General features: G+C 74.5%; 15 protein-coding genes. 6 read left to right on the top strand and 9 right to left on the bottom strand.

From position 1 onward, the window contains the following. Positions 1-98 precede the first annotated feature (98 nt). From JUB12_RS07690 to JUB12_RS07665, 6 genes are all read right to left on the bottom strand, one after another. A complete protein-coding gene (locus tag JUB12_RS07690) occupies positions 99-1787 on the bottom strand; it encodes a hypothetical protein (protein WP_205699030.1) in 1689 nt (562 codons plus the stop codon). A gap of 2 nt (positions 1788-1789) precedes the next feature. Then, on the bottom strand, positions 1790-2533 hold the full coding sequence (locus JUB12_RS07685; RefSeq protein ID WP_205699029.1) for a hypothetical protein: 744 nt from the start codon (positions 2531-2533) through the stop codon (positions 1790-1792). Between the two features lie 39 nt (positions 2534-2572). Then, positions 2573-3493, bottom strand: a complete 921-nt coding sequence (locus JUB12_RS07680; protein WP_205699028.1) for a sterol desaturase family protein — start codon at positions 3491-3493, stop codon at positions 2573-2575. Next, on the bottom strand, positions 3490-4218 hold the full coding sequence (locus JUB12_RS07675; protein WP_205699027.1) for a FadR/GntR family transcriptional regulator: 729 nt from the start codon (positions 4216-4218) through the stop codon (positions 3490-3492). Before JUB12_RS07675 ends, JUB12_RS07680 begins: the two co-directional genes overlap by 4 nt. A gap of 33 nt (positions 4219-4251) precedes the next feature. After that, positions 4252-4674 carry a hypothetical protein gene (locus JUB12_RS07670; RefSeq protein ID WP_205699026.1) on the bottom strand — a complete coding sequence of 141 codons (423 nt, stop codon included), beginning with the start codon at positions 4672-4674 and terminating at the stop codon, positions 4252-4254. 62 nt (positions 4675-4736) lie between these two features. Then, a complete protein-coding gene (locus JUB12_RS07665) occupies positions 4737-5027 on the bottom strand; it encodes a hypothetical protein (RefSeq protein ID WP_205699025.1) in 291 nt (96 codons plus the stop codon). A gap of 143 nt (positions 5028-5170) precedes the next feature. On the opposite strand from JUB12_RS07665, the gene JUB12_RS07660 reads away from it, so the two are divergent. From JUB12_RS07660 to JUB12_RS07635, 6 genes are all read left to right on the top strand, one after another. Further along, a complete protein-coding gene (locus tag JUB12_RS07660; protein ID WP_205699024.1) occupies positions 5171-5581 on the top strand; it encodes a cytochrome c maturation protein CcmE in 411 nt (136 codons plus the stop codon). Between the two features lie 9 nt (positions 5582-5590). Further along, positions 5591-7777, top strand: a complete 2187-nt coding sequence (locus JUB12_RS07655; RefSeq protein WP_205699023.1) for a heme lyase CcmF/NrfE family subunit — start codon at positions 5591-5593, stop codon at positions 7775-7777. A gap of 12 nt (positions 7778-7789) precedes the next feature. Continuing rightward, entirely contained in the window at positions 7790-8071 is a 282-nt protein-coding gene (locus JUB12_RS07650; protein WP_205699022.1) for a hypothetical protein, read from the top strand. A gap of 4 nt (positions 8072-8075) precedes the next feature. Next, the gene (gene secG / locus JUB12_RS07645) at positions 8076-8303 is read left to right on the top strand and encodes a preprotein translocase subunit SecG (RefSeq protein ID WP_205699021.1); all 228 of its coding nucleotides are present in this window, start codon (positions 8076-8078) and stop codon (positions 8301-8303) included. Positions 8304-8893: 590 nt separating this feature from the next. Then, positions 8894-9268: a hypothetical protein gene (locus JUB12_RS07640; protein WP_205699020.1), complete on the top strand. Its 375-nt coding sequence runs from the start codon at positions 8894-8896 to the stop codon at positions 9266-9268. Positions 9269-9301: 33 nt separating this feature from the next. After that, the gene (locus tag JUB12_RS07635) at positions 9302-9829 is read left to right on the top strand and encodes a hypothetical protein (RefSeq protein WP_205699019.1); all 528 of its coding nucleotides are present in this window, start codon (positions 9302-9304) and stop codon (positions 9827-9829) included. A 74-nt stretch (positions 9830-9903) separates the two neighbouring features. On the opposite strand, the gene JUB12_RS07630 is transcribed toward JUB12_RS07635, so the two are convergent. Genes JUB12_RS07630 through JUB12_RS07620 form a run of 3 tightly spaced genes read right to left on the bottom strand, consistent with a single transcriptional unit; the run spans position 9904 to position 13699 of the window. Beyond that, complete coding sequence (locus tag JUB12_RS07630; RefSeq protein ID WP_205699018.1) at positions 9904-11274, bottom strand: TldD/PmbA family protein; 1371 nt, start codon at positions 11272-11274, stop codon at positions 9904-9906. Further along, entirely contained in the window at positions 11271-12725 is a 1455-nt protein-coding gene (locus tag JUB12_RS07625) for a TldD/PmbA family protein (RefSeq protein ID WP_205699017.1), read from the bottom strand. Before JUB12_RS07625 ends, JUB12_RS07630 begins: the two co-directional genes overlap by 4 nt. Then, positions 12722-13699 carry an iron-containing alcohol dehydrogenase gene (locus JUB12_RS07620; RefSeq protein ID WP_205699016.1) on the bottom strand — a complete coding sequence of 326 codons (978 nt, stop codon included), beginning with the start codon at positions 13697-13699 and terminating at the stop codon, positions 12722-12724. The genes JUB12_RS07625 and JUB12_RS07620 overlap by 4 nt, the downstream gene beginning before the upstream one ends. Positions 13700-13716: the final 17 nt, after the last annotated feature.

Here is a 13716-nt window from a genome sequence, read left to right as displayed (position 1 = left end):
GGTGGTGACCTGCGGTGAGGAGAAGGTCCCAGGGCGCGGGAGGCGCGCCATCAGGGAGCACCCTGATCCCACGCGCGACCACCCTGATCCGGCACCGATCAGCGGCGCAGGACCTGCCCCGCCAGGCCGCAGGCGTTCTGGGCCGGGTCGGGGTCGTTGACCTTCCAGCGCGAGGCGACGAGCAGCTCGTGGAGGTCGCCCTTGCGCCCCGTGCCGTCGTCGATCCACAGCTCCCCCTGCACCAGGCCGTTCGTGGGCAGCTCGAGGACGTAGGGCGCGGCGACCAGCGAGACGCCGGTGGTGTCCGAGCCCTGGAAGGTCCAGGCGTCGACCCGCAGGCCCGGCGCCGGATCGACGACGGTGAGGCGCCGGGAGCCGCTCGGGCCCGGGCGGCACTCCACCGCCACGCGGCCGAAGCCGGGGACGTCGCGGACCACCGCGTCGCGCCCGGCGGCCGTCGCCGACCCGCGCCAGGTCACCGGCAGCGAGCGGGCCTGCAGGGTGCCGGGACCGTCGCCGCCGGCGCCCTCGGTGTGGACGTCGAGGTCGACGCTGCAGCGCTCGGCACCGCCCGTCGTGAAGTCCCAGTCCCAGGAGATCCGGATCGTCGTGGGCGTGCGTGCCTCGCCCGGGCCGCCGAACGGCCCGCGGTCGGAGACCACGCCGACCATGTAGCCGTGCGAGCGCTTCTCGGACCCGTTGCTCGACCCGTCCCAGGCCGGCGCGGAGAACTTGTTGAGGCCCTCGAGGAACTCGGGCGAGGAGCCCAGCGTCGTCGTCGACTCCCGCAGGGCCGACTCGCGCCAGTCCGTCCAGTCGCGGTGGGTCCACAGGACCATCGACGTCTCGTGGCTGCCGTCGCTCGGCACGACGCGCAGGTACTGCGCCCGCGGGCTGCAGACCACCTCGCCGCTGCCGATGCCGGGGACGGCGAAGCCGCGCTGCTCGCTGCCGGCGCCCGTCCCGGCGCTCCAGCGCAGCGAGATGCCCTGCGCGAACACGCCCGGCGTGACGCCGGTCGGGGTCTCGACAGGCGTCGTGGGGGCCAGCGACGTGGCGGGCGTCGGCAGCGGGGCCGGCGGGGCGGCCGCCAGCACGAGGGCCCGGCGCAGGACGCGCGACGCGCGCTCCTTCCCCGACCGCGCGCTGAGCACGAGCTCGTAGGTCCCCGCGCCGGCGTCGCGCGACAGCGCGAGCGTCAGCGGCGTGGCGCGGGTGATCGCCGCGTCGCGCCTGCCGGTGCCGACGGTCCGGCCGGCGGCGTCCAGGAGCGTCGCCCGCACCAGCCGCAGCGGCACGCCGGCCCGCGGGCGGACGCGGACGGTGACCTGGCGCGGCGCGCCCGGCGTCCGGTCGCCCTCGTCGACGCCGGTCACGGCGAGGCGGCGCGCCGCGGAGAACCGCAGGCTCCGGGTGGTCGTGACGGTCCGGGCGCACCCGCTGGCCCGGCCGCTGACGGCCAGGCGGTGGGCCCCGGCGCGCAGCGCGCCCTCCACGGTGAGGCGCACGCGGCCACCGCTCGTCGTCAGCGCGCGGCCGAGGGCGCCGCGGGCGACGGTCCGGCCCCGCCGGGTGAGCCGGAGCGTCAGGCCCGTCACCCGGCGTCCCGTGCTGCGGGCCAGCAGCGGCAGCTCCTTGCCGTAGGCCGCGGCGGCCGGCGTCGGGGCGACGACGGCCACGGGCAGGGCGGAGGCCGAGCAGCGGGCGGCCTGCGCGGCCGCGGAGGACGGGGCGAGCGCACCCGCGAGCGCGGCGAGGCCGAGGGCGATGGCCGGCGCGCGCCGCACGGCTAGGCGAAGGTCAGCGGGAACGACCGCGACACCCGCCCGCAGGACCCGGGCTGGCCGGCGACCTGGGCGGTGACCACGAGCGAGTAGCCGCCCGGCGCCAGCGGGCGCCCGAGCGCGTGGTCGAGGTCGGCGCGACCGAAGAGCCGTGCCAGCTGGGCGGTCCCGACGAGCGTGCCGTCGAAGGTGAAGACCTGCGAGAGCACGTTGGTGAGCGTCCTGGCGCCGGTCGGCTCCATCGGGACGGTCAGCCACTGCTCGTAGTCGGCCGCGCGACCGCCGGGCAGCGTCACGGCCCGCACCGGCAGGGTCGTCGCGCACCCGCGCAGCCGGACCACGCGCGTCTTCTTGGGCGTCCCGCACGGCGCGCGGCGCTCCTCGCTGACGACGAGCGTGAGCCCGCCCGCCTGCATCGGGGCGCTCAGGCGCAGGCGGACGTCGACCGCGCCGAAGCGCCGGACCGTGCGCTTGACGACGCCGACGCCGAGGCGCTCGCCGCCGAAGGTGTAGAGCTGGACGCGGACGCCGCGCAGCGGCCGGCCCTCGCGGCTGCGCACCCGCACGTCCATCGTCGAGGTGAACGACGCGGCGTACGCGCTGGAGAGCTGCGTCGCGACGTTCATCCGGCAGGAGATCGCGGCCGACGCGGTCGAGGCCGCCGGCCCGAGCCCGAGCGCGCCGAACGCCGCGGCGGCGCAGGCACCGGCCAGCAGCGAGCGAAGGCGAGACGGGCGAGGGGCGTTCACGGGCGGAGCGTAGGGGGCGGGCAGAACCCCTACGCGTCGTCATCGGCCCGCGAGACCGGCGACCTGAGCGCCCTGTCCGTCCTCGGGCGCGCTCGCGCCCGCGCGCGCGAGGAGCGGCTCCTCGGGCGCCGGTGCGCCGGGCTGCCAGCCGGGCCCGCGCAGCAGGAAGCCCACGCGGTCGCGCCAGGAGCGCGCCGTGCGGACGTCGCGCCACAGCGACCGGTACTCGCCGAAGGCGACGTCGACCGGGTTGAACGTCCCGATGTTCGTCGTCAGGCCGTAGCGGACCCGCTCGCCCTCGGGGTGGAACGTCCCGAAGAGACGGTCCCAGATGATGAGGATCCCGCCGTGGTTGCGGTCCAGGTACTGCTCCTGCGAGCCGTGGTGGACCCGGTGGTGCGACGGCGTGTTCAGCACGAACTCGGCCCAGCGCGGCAGCCGCGAGATCCGCTCGGTGTGCAGCCAGAACTGGTAGAGCAGGCTCCAGCTCTGGGCGAGGAGGATCTGCCACGGCTCGAAGCCCATGAGCGCCAGCGGCGCCCAGAAGGGCAGCCCCGTCATCGGCGTCCAGGTCTGGCGCAGCGCCGTCGAGAGGTTGTAGTGCTCGCTGGAGTGGTGGACGACGTGGCTGGCCCAGAAGACGCGCACCTCGTGGTGCAGGCGGTGGTACCAGTAGTAGGCCAGGTCGTCGGCGAAGAACAGCAGGACCCACGCCCACCAGGCGCCGTCGGGCAGGTCGACCGGCGCCAGCTCGTGCAGCCCCGCGTAGACGAGGACGACGACGAGCTTCCAGCCCGCGTTGACGACGAGCGAGCCGATGCCCATGGTCAGGGACGTCGCGGTGTCGCGCGGCTCGTAGCCCGGGCCGTCGAAGTCGTCGGCCAGGTGGCGGTAGGCGGCGAACTCGACGGCGAGCAGCAGCAGGAACGCCGGGATGGCGTACAGGACGAGGTTGATCACGCCGCCGCCTCCAGCAGGCGCTCGGCGGCCGCCGGCATCCGGCCCAGGAGGTCGGCGGCGAGCGCGGCGGCGCGGTCCCCGTCGCCGGCCTCGACCGCGTCGACCAGCGCGTGCTGCGCGGCGTGGTCGCGCACCTCGAGGGCCGAGAGCTCGAGCGTCAGCTCGCGCGACTGGTCGAGCGCCCGCACCAGGCTGTTGAGCGCCAGGCGGTAGGCCACGTTGCGGCTGCCCTCGACCAGCTCCTGCCACAGCGCCGCGTAGTGGCGTTCGGCCTCGTCGAGCTCGGCGGCGGCGCGGCCGGCCTCGACGTGCGCGCGCAGGGCGCCGACGACCTCCGGGGTCGCCCGGCCAGCGGCGCGCCGGGCCACGTCGACGCCGATGCCGAAGCGCATCTCGAGCGCGCTGCGCAGCACGTCGCCGTCTGGCAGCCGCCCGCCCTCGCCGAACGCGAGGTCGGCCAGGACGTCGAGCCCCGCGGTGCGCCGCCAGTCGTTGACGCGCGTCGCGCCGCCGTGGCTCACGGTCACCAGACCCGCCTGGGCGAGGCGGCCCACCGCCTGGCGCACGGCGTGGCGGTTGACCTCGAAGCGCGTGCTGAGCTCGCGCTCGCCCGGCAGCGCCGACCCCGGCGCCAGGAGGCCGTCGAGGATGGCGCGGCGCAGCTGCTCGTGGACCCCGTCGGCGACGGACTGGCGCGCGACGGGGGAGAGGAGACCCTCCTGCATGGAGGGCAGCGTAACTGGTTGGACCAGTTGCGTCTACTGGCCGGGGAGCCCGCCGCCCTCGGCGAAGAACAGGAACCACAGGCCGAAGAGCGCGAGGGCCACGGAGACGCTGATGACCATGACGACGTCGAGGATCGTCCGCGGCCGGTCGGTGTCGCGCTCGCCGCGCATCGAGCGCAGCCACGGCGTGCGGACCTTCACGGTCGGCGTCGTGCCCGTCACGTCGCCGTAGACCCGGTTGAGGCGCGACAGCGCCTTGCCCACGAGCACCATCGAGATCGGGATCCCGAAGAGCACGAGGACGTAGGGGCCGAGCGACGGCTGCGAGCTCTCGACCATCTGCGAGGCGCCGTAGATCCACAGGAAGGGGATCCCCAGCCAGAGGAAGACGCTGCCCAGCGCCATGAGGGCGATGAGGCCGACGGCGAGGACGCGCGTGCCCGCACCCGTTCCCATGGGCGGCATCCTACGCCGTCGTAGGAGCCTCTGTGCGGTTGGTCACACGCGGCGGTGCCGCGCTACCAGGCCTGGCCGGTCCCGCAGTGCGGGCAGGCGACCGAGGTGGTCACCGCAGCCTCGAACGCGAAGCCGCACGAGCACGTGTAGAAGGCCTTGTCCTCCGGACCGCCGGCCTCGCGCATGCGGCGCTCCTCGCGCAGCTCGGGCGTGCTGGGCTGGGGCTCCCGCGCAGGCGAGGAGGCCGGGCGGTCGGGTGCCGGAGCGCCAGGACGCAGCTCGCCGCGGCGGACGGGGCCCGTGCGCTGGTCGCGCCGGGTGCGGGTCAGGAGCTCGGAGGGTCGAACGCGCATGCTCTCTCTCAACAACGCAGGAAGGGCCGGATGGTTTCCCTCCTGTGGTCGGACGTCCTACGACGTCGTTGAGCAAGTCCCTGCCCGGTCGACAGGTGGTCCACCGCGACCTCGGTCAGCGCGCGTGCCATGATGGGACCTCGATGGACCCCTCCCGCAAGCGCACCATCCGCCTGGTCGTCGCGCTGTCGGCCGCCGTGGTGCTGGCCTCCGCGCTCATCTACACGAGCTTCAGCGCCTCCAGCGAGGCGCGCACCCCGAGCGAGCTCGCCACGGCCACCGTCGGCCAGACCTACCAGCTCACCGGCAAGGTCGTGCCGGGGTCCATCAAGGACGTCGACGGCGGCAAGAGCTTCCGCGTGATGGACCGCGACGGCAGCGGCCAGCAGGTCGCCGTGACCTACCGCGGGGCGATCCCGGACCCGTTCCGCGATGGTCGGGAGATCATCATCGACGTCCAGCGCACGTCCGCGGGCGGCGGCTTCACGGGGGTCAAGGACACCCTCGTGACCAAGTGCCCGTCGAAGTTCACCGAGAAGAACCAGACCACCTAGGCCGGGCGCATGGCTGACCTCGGTCGCGCGCTCCTGGTCCTGGCGCTCGCCGTCGCCGTCTTCGGCGCGGTGATCGCCGTCATGGCCGGCGTCCGGGGCCGGCGCGACCTCGCCCTCTCGGCGCGGCGCTGCGTCTACGCGCTGGCCGCCCTGACCGTCGCGTCGTTCGCGATCCTCGAGGCCGCGTTCCTGCGCACCGACCTGAGCTTCTCGGTCGTCGCCTCGCACTCCTCGACGACCACCCCGGCGTTCTACAAGGCGACCGCGCCGTGGTCCTCGCAGGAGGGCTCGCTGCTGCTGTGGCTGCTCCTGCTGTCGCTCTGGTCGAGCCTCGTGCTCTTCCTGACGCGGCGGCGCCTGCGCGACGTGCAGCCGTGGGCGACGGCGGTGCTCCTCGGGCTCGCGGCGTTCTTCGCGGGCCTGCTCGTCTTCAGCGCCAACCCGTTCACGACGCTGGCCACCCCGCCGGCGGAGGGCGCCGGGCTCAACCCGCTGCTGCGCCACCCGTCGATGATGAGCCACCCGCCGATGCTCTACAGCGGGTACACGCTCTTCGCGATCCCGTTCGCGTTCGCGGTCGGCGCGCTCATCGTCCGGCGCGTCGACGCCGAGTGGATCGCGGCGACGCGCCGCTTCGCCCTGGCCGCCTGGTTCTTCCTGGGCATCGGGATCCTCCTGGGCGCCCGCTGGTCCTACGCCGAGCTGGGCTGGGGCGGCTACTGGGCCTGGGACCCCGTCGAGAACGCCTCGCTCATGCCGTGGCTCACCGGCACGGCGTTCATCCACTCGCTGATGATCCAGGAGCGGCGGGGCATGCTGAAGGTGTGGAACGCGTCGCTGGCGCTGAGCTGCGGCGTGCTCTCGATCCTCGGCACGTTCCTCGTGCGCTCGGGGATCCTCGACTCGATCCACGCGTTCGGCGCCTCGACGCTCGGCGTCCCGTTCCTCGTGCTGATCGGCGTGATGGTCGCGGGCTCGATCGCCCTGGTCGTCTCGCGCCTGGACGTCCTGCGCTCCGAGCACCGGCTGGACTCGCTGTGGTCGCGCGAGGCGGTCTTCCTGGGCAACAACCTCGTGCTCGTCGGCCTGGCGTTCGTCGTGTTCTGGGGGACGTTCTTCCCGCTGATCGCCGAGGCGGTGACCGGCACGAAGCAGGCGCTGGGCCCGCCGTGGTTCGACAAGTACATCGTCCCGCTGGCGCTCGTGCTCGTGCTGCTGTCGGGCATCGGCCCGCTCATCGCCTGGCGCCGCGGCACGCTGGCCAACGCCCGCCGGTCGTTCCTGTGGCCGGCGGTCGGGGGCGTCGCGGGCGGCGTGGTCGCGATCGCCCTGGGCGGGGGCGGACGGCCGCTGGCGCTCGTCATGTTCGTCCTCGGCGCCTTCGTCCTGGCGGGCGTCTGGCAGGAGCTGTGGCGCGGCGTGCGCGCGCGGCGCGCGATGAGCGACGACGGGCCGCTGCGCGCGCTGGTCGCCCTCGTGGACCGCAACCGCCGGCGCTACGGCGGCTACCTCGTGCACGTCGGCATGGCCGTGCTATTCATCGGCGTCGCGGCGTCGTCGGCCTTCCAGAACGCGTCCGACACGCGGCTGTCCCCGGGTGAGACCGCGCGGGTGGGCGGCTACGACGTCCGCTACGACGAGCCGACGTCGCGCATCGACACCCAGGGCGGGGACGTCGAGCGCATCGTGCTCGGCGCGCAGCTCACGGTGCGCAAGGACGGCGAGGTCGTCGCCCGGCTGCACCCCGAGCGCGGCTACTACCCGTCGCGCGACGCGGGCGGCCTCGGCCCGGTCGGCCGGTTCTTCGAGGGCGAGGCGACGAGCGAGATCGCGATGGACGCCGGGGCCACGAAGGACCTGTGGACCGCGGTCTCGCCCGACATCGGCAAGCTCGAGCCGATCATCGCCGAGGGCGACAAGGTGTTCGCGGACGCCGCGGACGCGCTCACGCCCGAGCAGCAGGGGATGGCGCTGGGCTCCGCGCTGCGCGGCCTGGTCGACCGCTACACCGACAGCCCGCCCCCCGCGACGTTCCGCCTCATCGTCTCGCCGATGGTCACGTGGATCTGGGTCGGCGGCCTGCTCGTCTTCCTCGGCGGCCTGATCGCCCTGGTCCCGCCCGGCGGCACCGCCCCGCGGCCCGTGACCGCGCGGCTGCGCGCCCGCGTGGCCCGGGAGCTCGCCGCGGGCGCCTAGCTCGCGGACCCCGTGGACGTCGCCGCGATCCTGCTCGCCCTCGTGGCCCTGGCGCTCGTGGTCTGGTGGGTCAGCGCGCCCCTGCGCGGCGGCGCCGCGACGGCCGAGGAGCGCGACGCCTCGCGCATCGCCGACCTCGAGGCGGCCAAGGAGGCCAAGTACCGCGAGATCCGCGAGGCGGAGCTCGACTTCCGCACGGGCAAGCTCGACGAGGGCGACTGGAAGGCGCTGGACCGCGAGCTGCGCGCGGAGGCGGTGGAGCTCCTGCGCGCGCTCGACGAGTACCATCGCTAGCGCCATGGAGAACGTCCTCGCCGTCATCCAGGTCGCGTTCAGCGTCGTCCTCATCTTCCTGGTGCTCATGCACTCGGGCAAGGACGCCGGGCTCTCCGGGGCCTTCGGCGTGGGCACCGGCCAGGGCAAGTTCGGCGGCGGCTCGATGGTCGAGCGCAACCTGAACCGCTGGACGATCGCGTTCGCGCTCCTCTGGACCGCGAACACGATCCTCATGCTGAAGACGACCTAGCGGTCGTCCGCGGGGTCAGCCTCCGGCTGGCAGGCTCGATACCAGCAGGGGCGTCGGGAGCTTCGCTCCGGCGTCGTCGTCGGCGATCGGGGATCCGAGACACTGCGCGCCTCGCCGGTGGGTGAACGGTCTCCGATGTGACAGGGCCGAAGCGCCTCCCTGCAGCCTGACTGAGTTGAGGTCCGCTGGACACCGGGTCTTCGGATGGGCGGTTTCGCCTCGATCAAGCAGCGCGTACGTGCGTGGCGCAGCCTGACGGGCCCGTGCGGCCCCTAGGGTGCGTCTGGAGGGGCGCTAGGCGTCACCAGTCGAGTCCGTGCCGCGGCGAGATAGTTCCGTTGCCGGACGCGGCGCGACCAGTGCTCGCGCTGGCCCCACCGGTGCTGCGCCTCTAGCGACGTGACCGGGATCGCCTGCCGGACGGCCTGGCCGCCGCGAATCCGACAGCTAGAAGAAGATCCAGGTTTCGTGATCAAACGGTGTCTGTGATCGAACCGGTGATGCGCAGCGTCCTGCTGGCAAATGTAGGAAGCGCTCTGCACCTTGCGCCACCGCACCGCGGTGGGGCTCATCGAATCTAGGAGAGCGGGATGTCGAAGGGGAAGTACTCCATGGCGGTCCTAGCCGTCGCAGGTGCCGTGCTCTGCTGTGGTGGAACGGCGCAGGCCTATACGGCGGACTACTGCGGGCTGCTGATTCCGAGCATGACCTCGAGTTGGGCGTGCTACTCACCGCAGACGAACCTGACGTACAACCGTGCGCAGTACACAGGCGGTGGGAACATCCAGGAGTTGACTGTCGGTCTCCGCGGGAACGTCCAGGTCGGCTTCAACACGACCTTCGTGAGCATCTGCTACTCGAACGGCGCGATCAGCCGCGGAACGTTGCGCCAGTACGACGGAGGCGCGAATCACACGATCTACGGGCGGGTCGACGATTCACCCAATCACACCAACTGCCTTTAGTCAGGAGTCATGTCCATGCGGGATCCTCGGAGCATGTTCAAGCGCACTGCTGCCACGACGTTGGGCCTCGGTCTCATCGCTGTAGGAGGAGCGTTCGGTCTTTCGACGGCGCAGAGTGACGACCAAGACAACGACGGGCGCACGGGTTCCGAGGCCTTCGGGGTCTTCGCTCGGGCGGAGAGGGCGGGCGATCGCCCGCGCCACGCTGCAACGGCCGATGATGCGCGCCGCGTCGGTGAGGGCCAGTACCTGATCCGCCGCGGAGGGCAGCTCTGCGTGGTCACGACCGCCACGGCCCAGACGCCCGGAGGCGAGGCTTGCTCGGTCGAGTCGACCGCCGACCGCGAGCCGCCGGTGGCGATGACCGTCGCTGCGGACGGCTCCGCGAGGGTCGCCGGCGCCGCTTCCGACCGGTTCTACAAGGCCGAACTCGTCCAGGTCGACGGGACGGTCACGACGGTCAGCATCGACGACAACGCGTTCGAGGCCCGGCTGCCGAAGCGGATCTCGGGGTTCCGCCTGGTGGCGACCGACGGTCATCGGGTGAGCTTCGGAGGCTGACGCAGTCGTTGGGGCCGGCGGATCGGGCGGCTGTCGCAGCGCTCCTCTGCCGGCCCGACGGTCCTCCGGCGCGACTAGCCGGTCACGCGCAGGCCGCGGGCCCGCAGCGGCACCGCCAGCGTCCCCATCGCAAAGCGCCGCCCGTAGAAGTCGCCCTCGGTGGTGAGGGCGGGCGCCGCGCCGAGCTGCTCGGTCTCGCTGAGCAGGCGCAGGACGGAGTCGGTGAAGCGCACGTCGCGGACCGGGCGGGTGATGCGGCCGTCCTCGATGAGGAAGGTGCCGTCGCGCGTGGTGCCGGTGAGCAGGACCTGCTTGGGGTGCACCACGTTGAGGTACCAGAGCCGGTTCACGTAGAGGCCGCGCTCGATCGGCGCCGCCAGGACGTGCTCGTCGGCGGCGTCGCCGGGCGCGAGCGCGAGGTTCGTCGGCATGGGTCCGCCGGGCGCGCCGCCCGGCGCCAGGGCGTGGCCGGTCGACCGCGCGCCGTCACCCGCGCGGGCGGCGCTGCGCGAGTCGTGCACGACGGCCCTGGCGACGCCGCCGTCGACGAGCGCGAGCGGCGCCTTCGGCGTGCCCTCGAGGTCGAACGCGCGCGGGAGCGTGCCGCGGGCGAACGGGTCGTCGGTGATGGTGATCGACGGGGCGGCGACGGCGCTGCCGAGCTTGCCGTCGAAGGCGCCGCGGCCCTCGATGTGGGCGAGGCCGTCGAAGGCCAGCCAGCCGAGGAACTCGAGCAGGCCGCCGACGGCGTCGCGGTCCAGGACGACGTCGTAGCTGCCGGGGCCGAGCTCGATGGGCGCCTCGCGCGGCAGCTTCTCCAGGGCGCGGCGGGCGACCCAGTCGGGGTCGACGTCCGCCGCGGCGACCGCGGTCTGCGCGCCCCAGCCCGAGCGCCCCTCGGCGTCGCGGGCGATGACCTTCATGTGCGCGTCGGTCACGCGGTCGCTCGCGCGCACGCCACGGCTCGAGGCCAGCGCGGTGGCGACGTCGCCGGCGGTCCAGGCGCCGAAGGCCTCGACGCCGTGCTCAGCGCAGCGCTCGAAGGCCAGGCCGAGGGCGGCGCCCGCGCTCGCGGCGTCGAGCTGCGCGGTGGCGGCGTCGAAGCCGGCGTGCTCCGGGGCGTCCGTGGCCGGCGGCGCGGGGAGGCCGGGGTGGTCGCCGGGGGCGCCGGCGGCCCGGCGGGCCGCGGCCGCGGCGGCCTTCGCGCGGGCGGCGGCGTCGCGCAGGGCCTCGTCGTCGGTGCGGTTGGTCGTCGCCGTCCCGGGATGGCCGTCGTGGAGGACCAGGACGTGGACGGTGAGGTCCTCGACCTGCGTGGCCTGCGTCGGGCGCGAGCGGGCGAAGCGCGCGAGCAGGGAGCGCTCGCGGGTGACCGTGGCCTGGCCGTCCTCGTCGCCGAGGTGGCCCAGCGCGCGGTCGGCGAGCTCGAGCGGCGTCTCGCTCACGCGACACCGACCTGGACGTCGCGGAAGCGCGCGGGCGCGGTGCCGTGCGAGACGCGCATGACCTGCCCGGGCTCGCCCTTGCCGCAGTTGCCGATGCCCCATGGCCGCCACGCCTGGGGCCCGCAGACCGCGTCGCACGAGCCCCAGAACTGCGGGGTGATCCCGGCGTAGGAGCCGTTGCGGTAGAGCCGCCCCAGCTCACCGCCGCGCACCTCGCGCGCGACCTCGGTGCCGAACTGGAAGTGCCAGCGGCGGTCGTCGATCGACCAGGACCGGTTCGTCTCCAGGAACAGCGCGCCGTCCTCGGTGTCGGCGAGGAGGTCGTCGAGTGAGCCGGCCGCGCCGGGCTCGATCGAGACGTTCGTCATGCGCACGATGGGCTGGCGGGCGAAGCCGTCGGCGCGGGCGCAGCCGGCGCTCGCGTCGAGGCCCAGCGCGGCGGCGGAGGTGCGGTCGCTCAGGGCGGCTCGCAGGACGCCGTCGACCACGAGCGGCGTCCGGTGGCCGGCCACGCCCTCGTCGTCCCAGCCGAAGGTCCCGAGCCCGAGCGGGAGCGTCGCGTCGGCGGTGATGGAGACCTGCTCGGACCCGTAGCGCAGGGCGCCCTCGCGGACGTCCTGCGCGCCGACCCAGCTCGTTCCCGCGTAGCTGGCCTCGCCCAGCTGGATGCGGTCGAGCTCGAGCGCGTGGCCGACGGACTCGTGGACCTGGAGCGCGAGCTGCTCGCCGCCCAGGACGACGGTGCGCCGGCCCTCGGGGAGCTCGGGGGCGGTGAGGAGCTCGACCGCCTCGGCGGCGACCCGCGGCGCGTGGGCGGCGAGCTCCATCGCCGCGACGTGCTCCCAGCCCGCCTGGGCCAGCAGGCCGCCGTGGGCCATCGGGTACGAGCGCGTCTGCAGCTCGTCGCCGCCGACGGCGGTCGCGGCGATGCCGGCCCCGCACTCGACGTGCAGCTGCGTGCACGCGGCGCCCTCGGTGGACGCGAAGGCCTTCTCGATGCGGGCGGCCATGAGCGTCGCCTCCGTGCGGGCGATCCGTTGGTCGCCGCGCATCGCCTCGTCGGCCGCGAGCAGCAGGGCGAGGCGCTCCTCCAGCGGGACCTCCAGCGCGTCGCGCTCGTGCGGCGCAACCCAGTGGCCGGTCGCGGGCGCCACCGGCGCGAGCGGCGCCTCGGGCACCCGCGGCTGGGCCTCGGCGAGCGCGAGCGCCTCGGCCAGCGCGCGCTCGAGCCCCGAGGGCGTGACGTCGTTGGTGGCGGCGAAGCCCCAGCTGCCGCCGACGCGCACGCGGATGCCGACGCCCGCGGTCTCCTGGGCCTCGACGTCGTCGACGAGCCCGTTGCGGACGGCCAGCCCTTCCTCGCGGGTGTGGACGAAGCGCGCCTCGGCGTACGCGCAGCGCCCCTCCGCGGTGGCGACCAACTCCGTCAGCAGGTCGAGCGGCGCGCTCACCAGGCGGCCTCGTAGAGCGCGAGGAGCTCGGCCTCGTCGGCCGGTGGCGGGGTGAGGTGCAGCTCGGGGCGGTCCTTGGCCGCGGCGGCGCAGCGCGCGAGGGCGTCCTGCTCGACGCCGAGGTCGCGCAGGCGCGTGGCGCCGGCGCGAGCGGCGAGGTCGCGCGCCAGCGCCTGCAGGCTGCCGTCGGGGTCGACGTGGCCGGGAGCGCGGCGCTCGAGGGCGGCGATCGTGTGCGGGAGCATCGCCGCGTTGGCCGGGCCGTGGCCGGCGCCGCCGAGGCGCACGAGCGTCTGGGACAGCACGTGGTGCAGGCCGTACTTCGTCGCGTCGATCGTGTAGCCGGACAGCAGCGCGGCGAGGGCGAGCTGCTCGCGGCCACGGTGCGTCGGGTCCTCGCCGTCGACGAGGTACGCCGCGTCGATCAGCCTGGCGGCCTCCTCGCCGGCCAGGGAAGGCACGGGGGAGGCGAGGGTCGTCGTCGGCCCCTCGACGGCGTGCCCCAGGGCGTTGGCGGCCGAGGCGGCAAGGCCCTCCGGCGGCTGGGAGGCGCAGAGGTCCGGGTCGTTGACGACGAGCGCGGGGCGCACGAGCGCGGTGCCCGGCGTGGCCGAGGTCGGCAGCCGGTGGATCGCCGTCATCTCGGCGGCGCTGAGCGTCGTGGGGATCGCCGCGACGCGGGCGCCGGTGACCGCACCGAGCGCCTTGGCCGTGTCGATGACCCGCCCGCCGCCGAGCGCGACGAGCTCTGGCTCGGTCGGCAGCTGGCCGAGCAGCTCCTCGGCGATCTCGTCGACCCGGCCGGGTGGCACGTGCAGCACGGTCCCGGCGCGCTCGGCCACCTGCGGCAGGCCGGCCAGGGCGCGCTCGGTGCTCAGCAGGACGTAGCCGTCGTCGCGCAGCTCAGGGAGGGTCGCGACGGTCCCACGGCCGAAGCGGATCGTCCGCTCGCCGTCCTGCCAGGTCCAGGCCATCGGGCGACCCTACCCAG

The organism is Conexibacter sp. SYSU D00693 (assembly GCF_017084525.1).
GTDB lineage: Bacteria > Actinomycetota > Thermoleophilia > Solirubrobacterales > Solirubrobacteraceae > Baekduia.
Note: the sequence above shows the minus strand (reverse complement) of the source record. Positions and strands in the feature narration are given on the sequence as shown.

Coding starts and splice junctions, on each gene's coding strand:
- JUB12_RS07675 (WP_205699027.1), bottom strand. CDS start 4,218: ATGCAGGAGGGTCTCCTCTCCCCCGTCGCGCGCCAGTCCGTCGCCGAC.
- JUB12_RS07670 (WP_205699026.1), bottom strand. CDS start 4,674: ATGGGAACGGGTGCGGGCACGCGCGTCCTCGCCGTCGGCCTCATCGCC.
- JUB12_RS07665 (WP_205699025.1), bottom strand. CDS start 5,027: ATGCGCGTTCGACCCTCCGAGCTCCTGACCCGCACCCGGCGCGACCAG.
- JUB12_RS07660 (WP_205699024.1), top strand. CDS start 5,171: ATGGACCCCTCCCGCAAGCGCACCATCCGCCTGGTCGTCGCGCTGTCG.
- JUB12_RS07655 (WP_205699023.1), top strand. CDS start 5,591: ATGGCTGACCTCGGTCGCGCGCTCCTGGTCCTGGCGCTCGCCGTCGCC.
- secG (WP_205699021.1), top strand. CDS start 8,076: ATGGAGAACGTCCTCGCCGTCATCCAGGTCGCGTTCAGCGTCGTCCTC.
- JUB12_RS07640 (WP_205699020.1), top strand. CDS start 8,894: ATGTCGAAGGGGAAGTACTCCATGGCGGTCCTAGCCGTCGCAGGTGCC.
- JUB12_RS07635 (WP_205699019.1), top strand. CDS start 9,302: ATGTTCAAGCGCACTGCTGCCACGACGTTGGGCCTCGGTCTCATCGCT.
- JUB12_RS07620 (WP_205699016.1), bottom strand. CDS start 13,699: ATGGCCTGGACCTGGCAGGACGGCGAGCGGACGATCCGCTTCGGCCGT.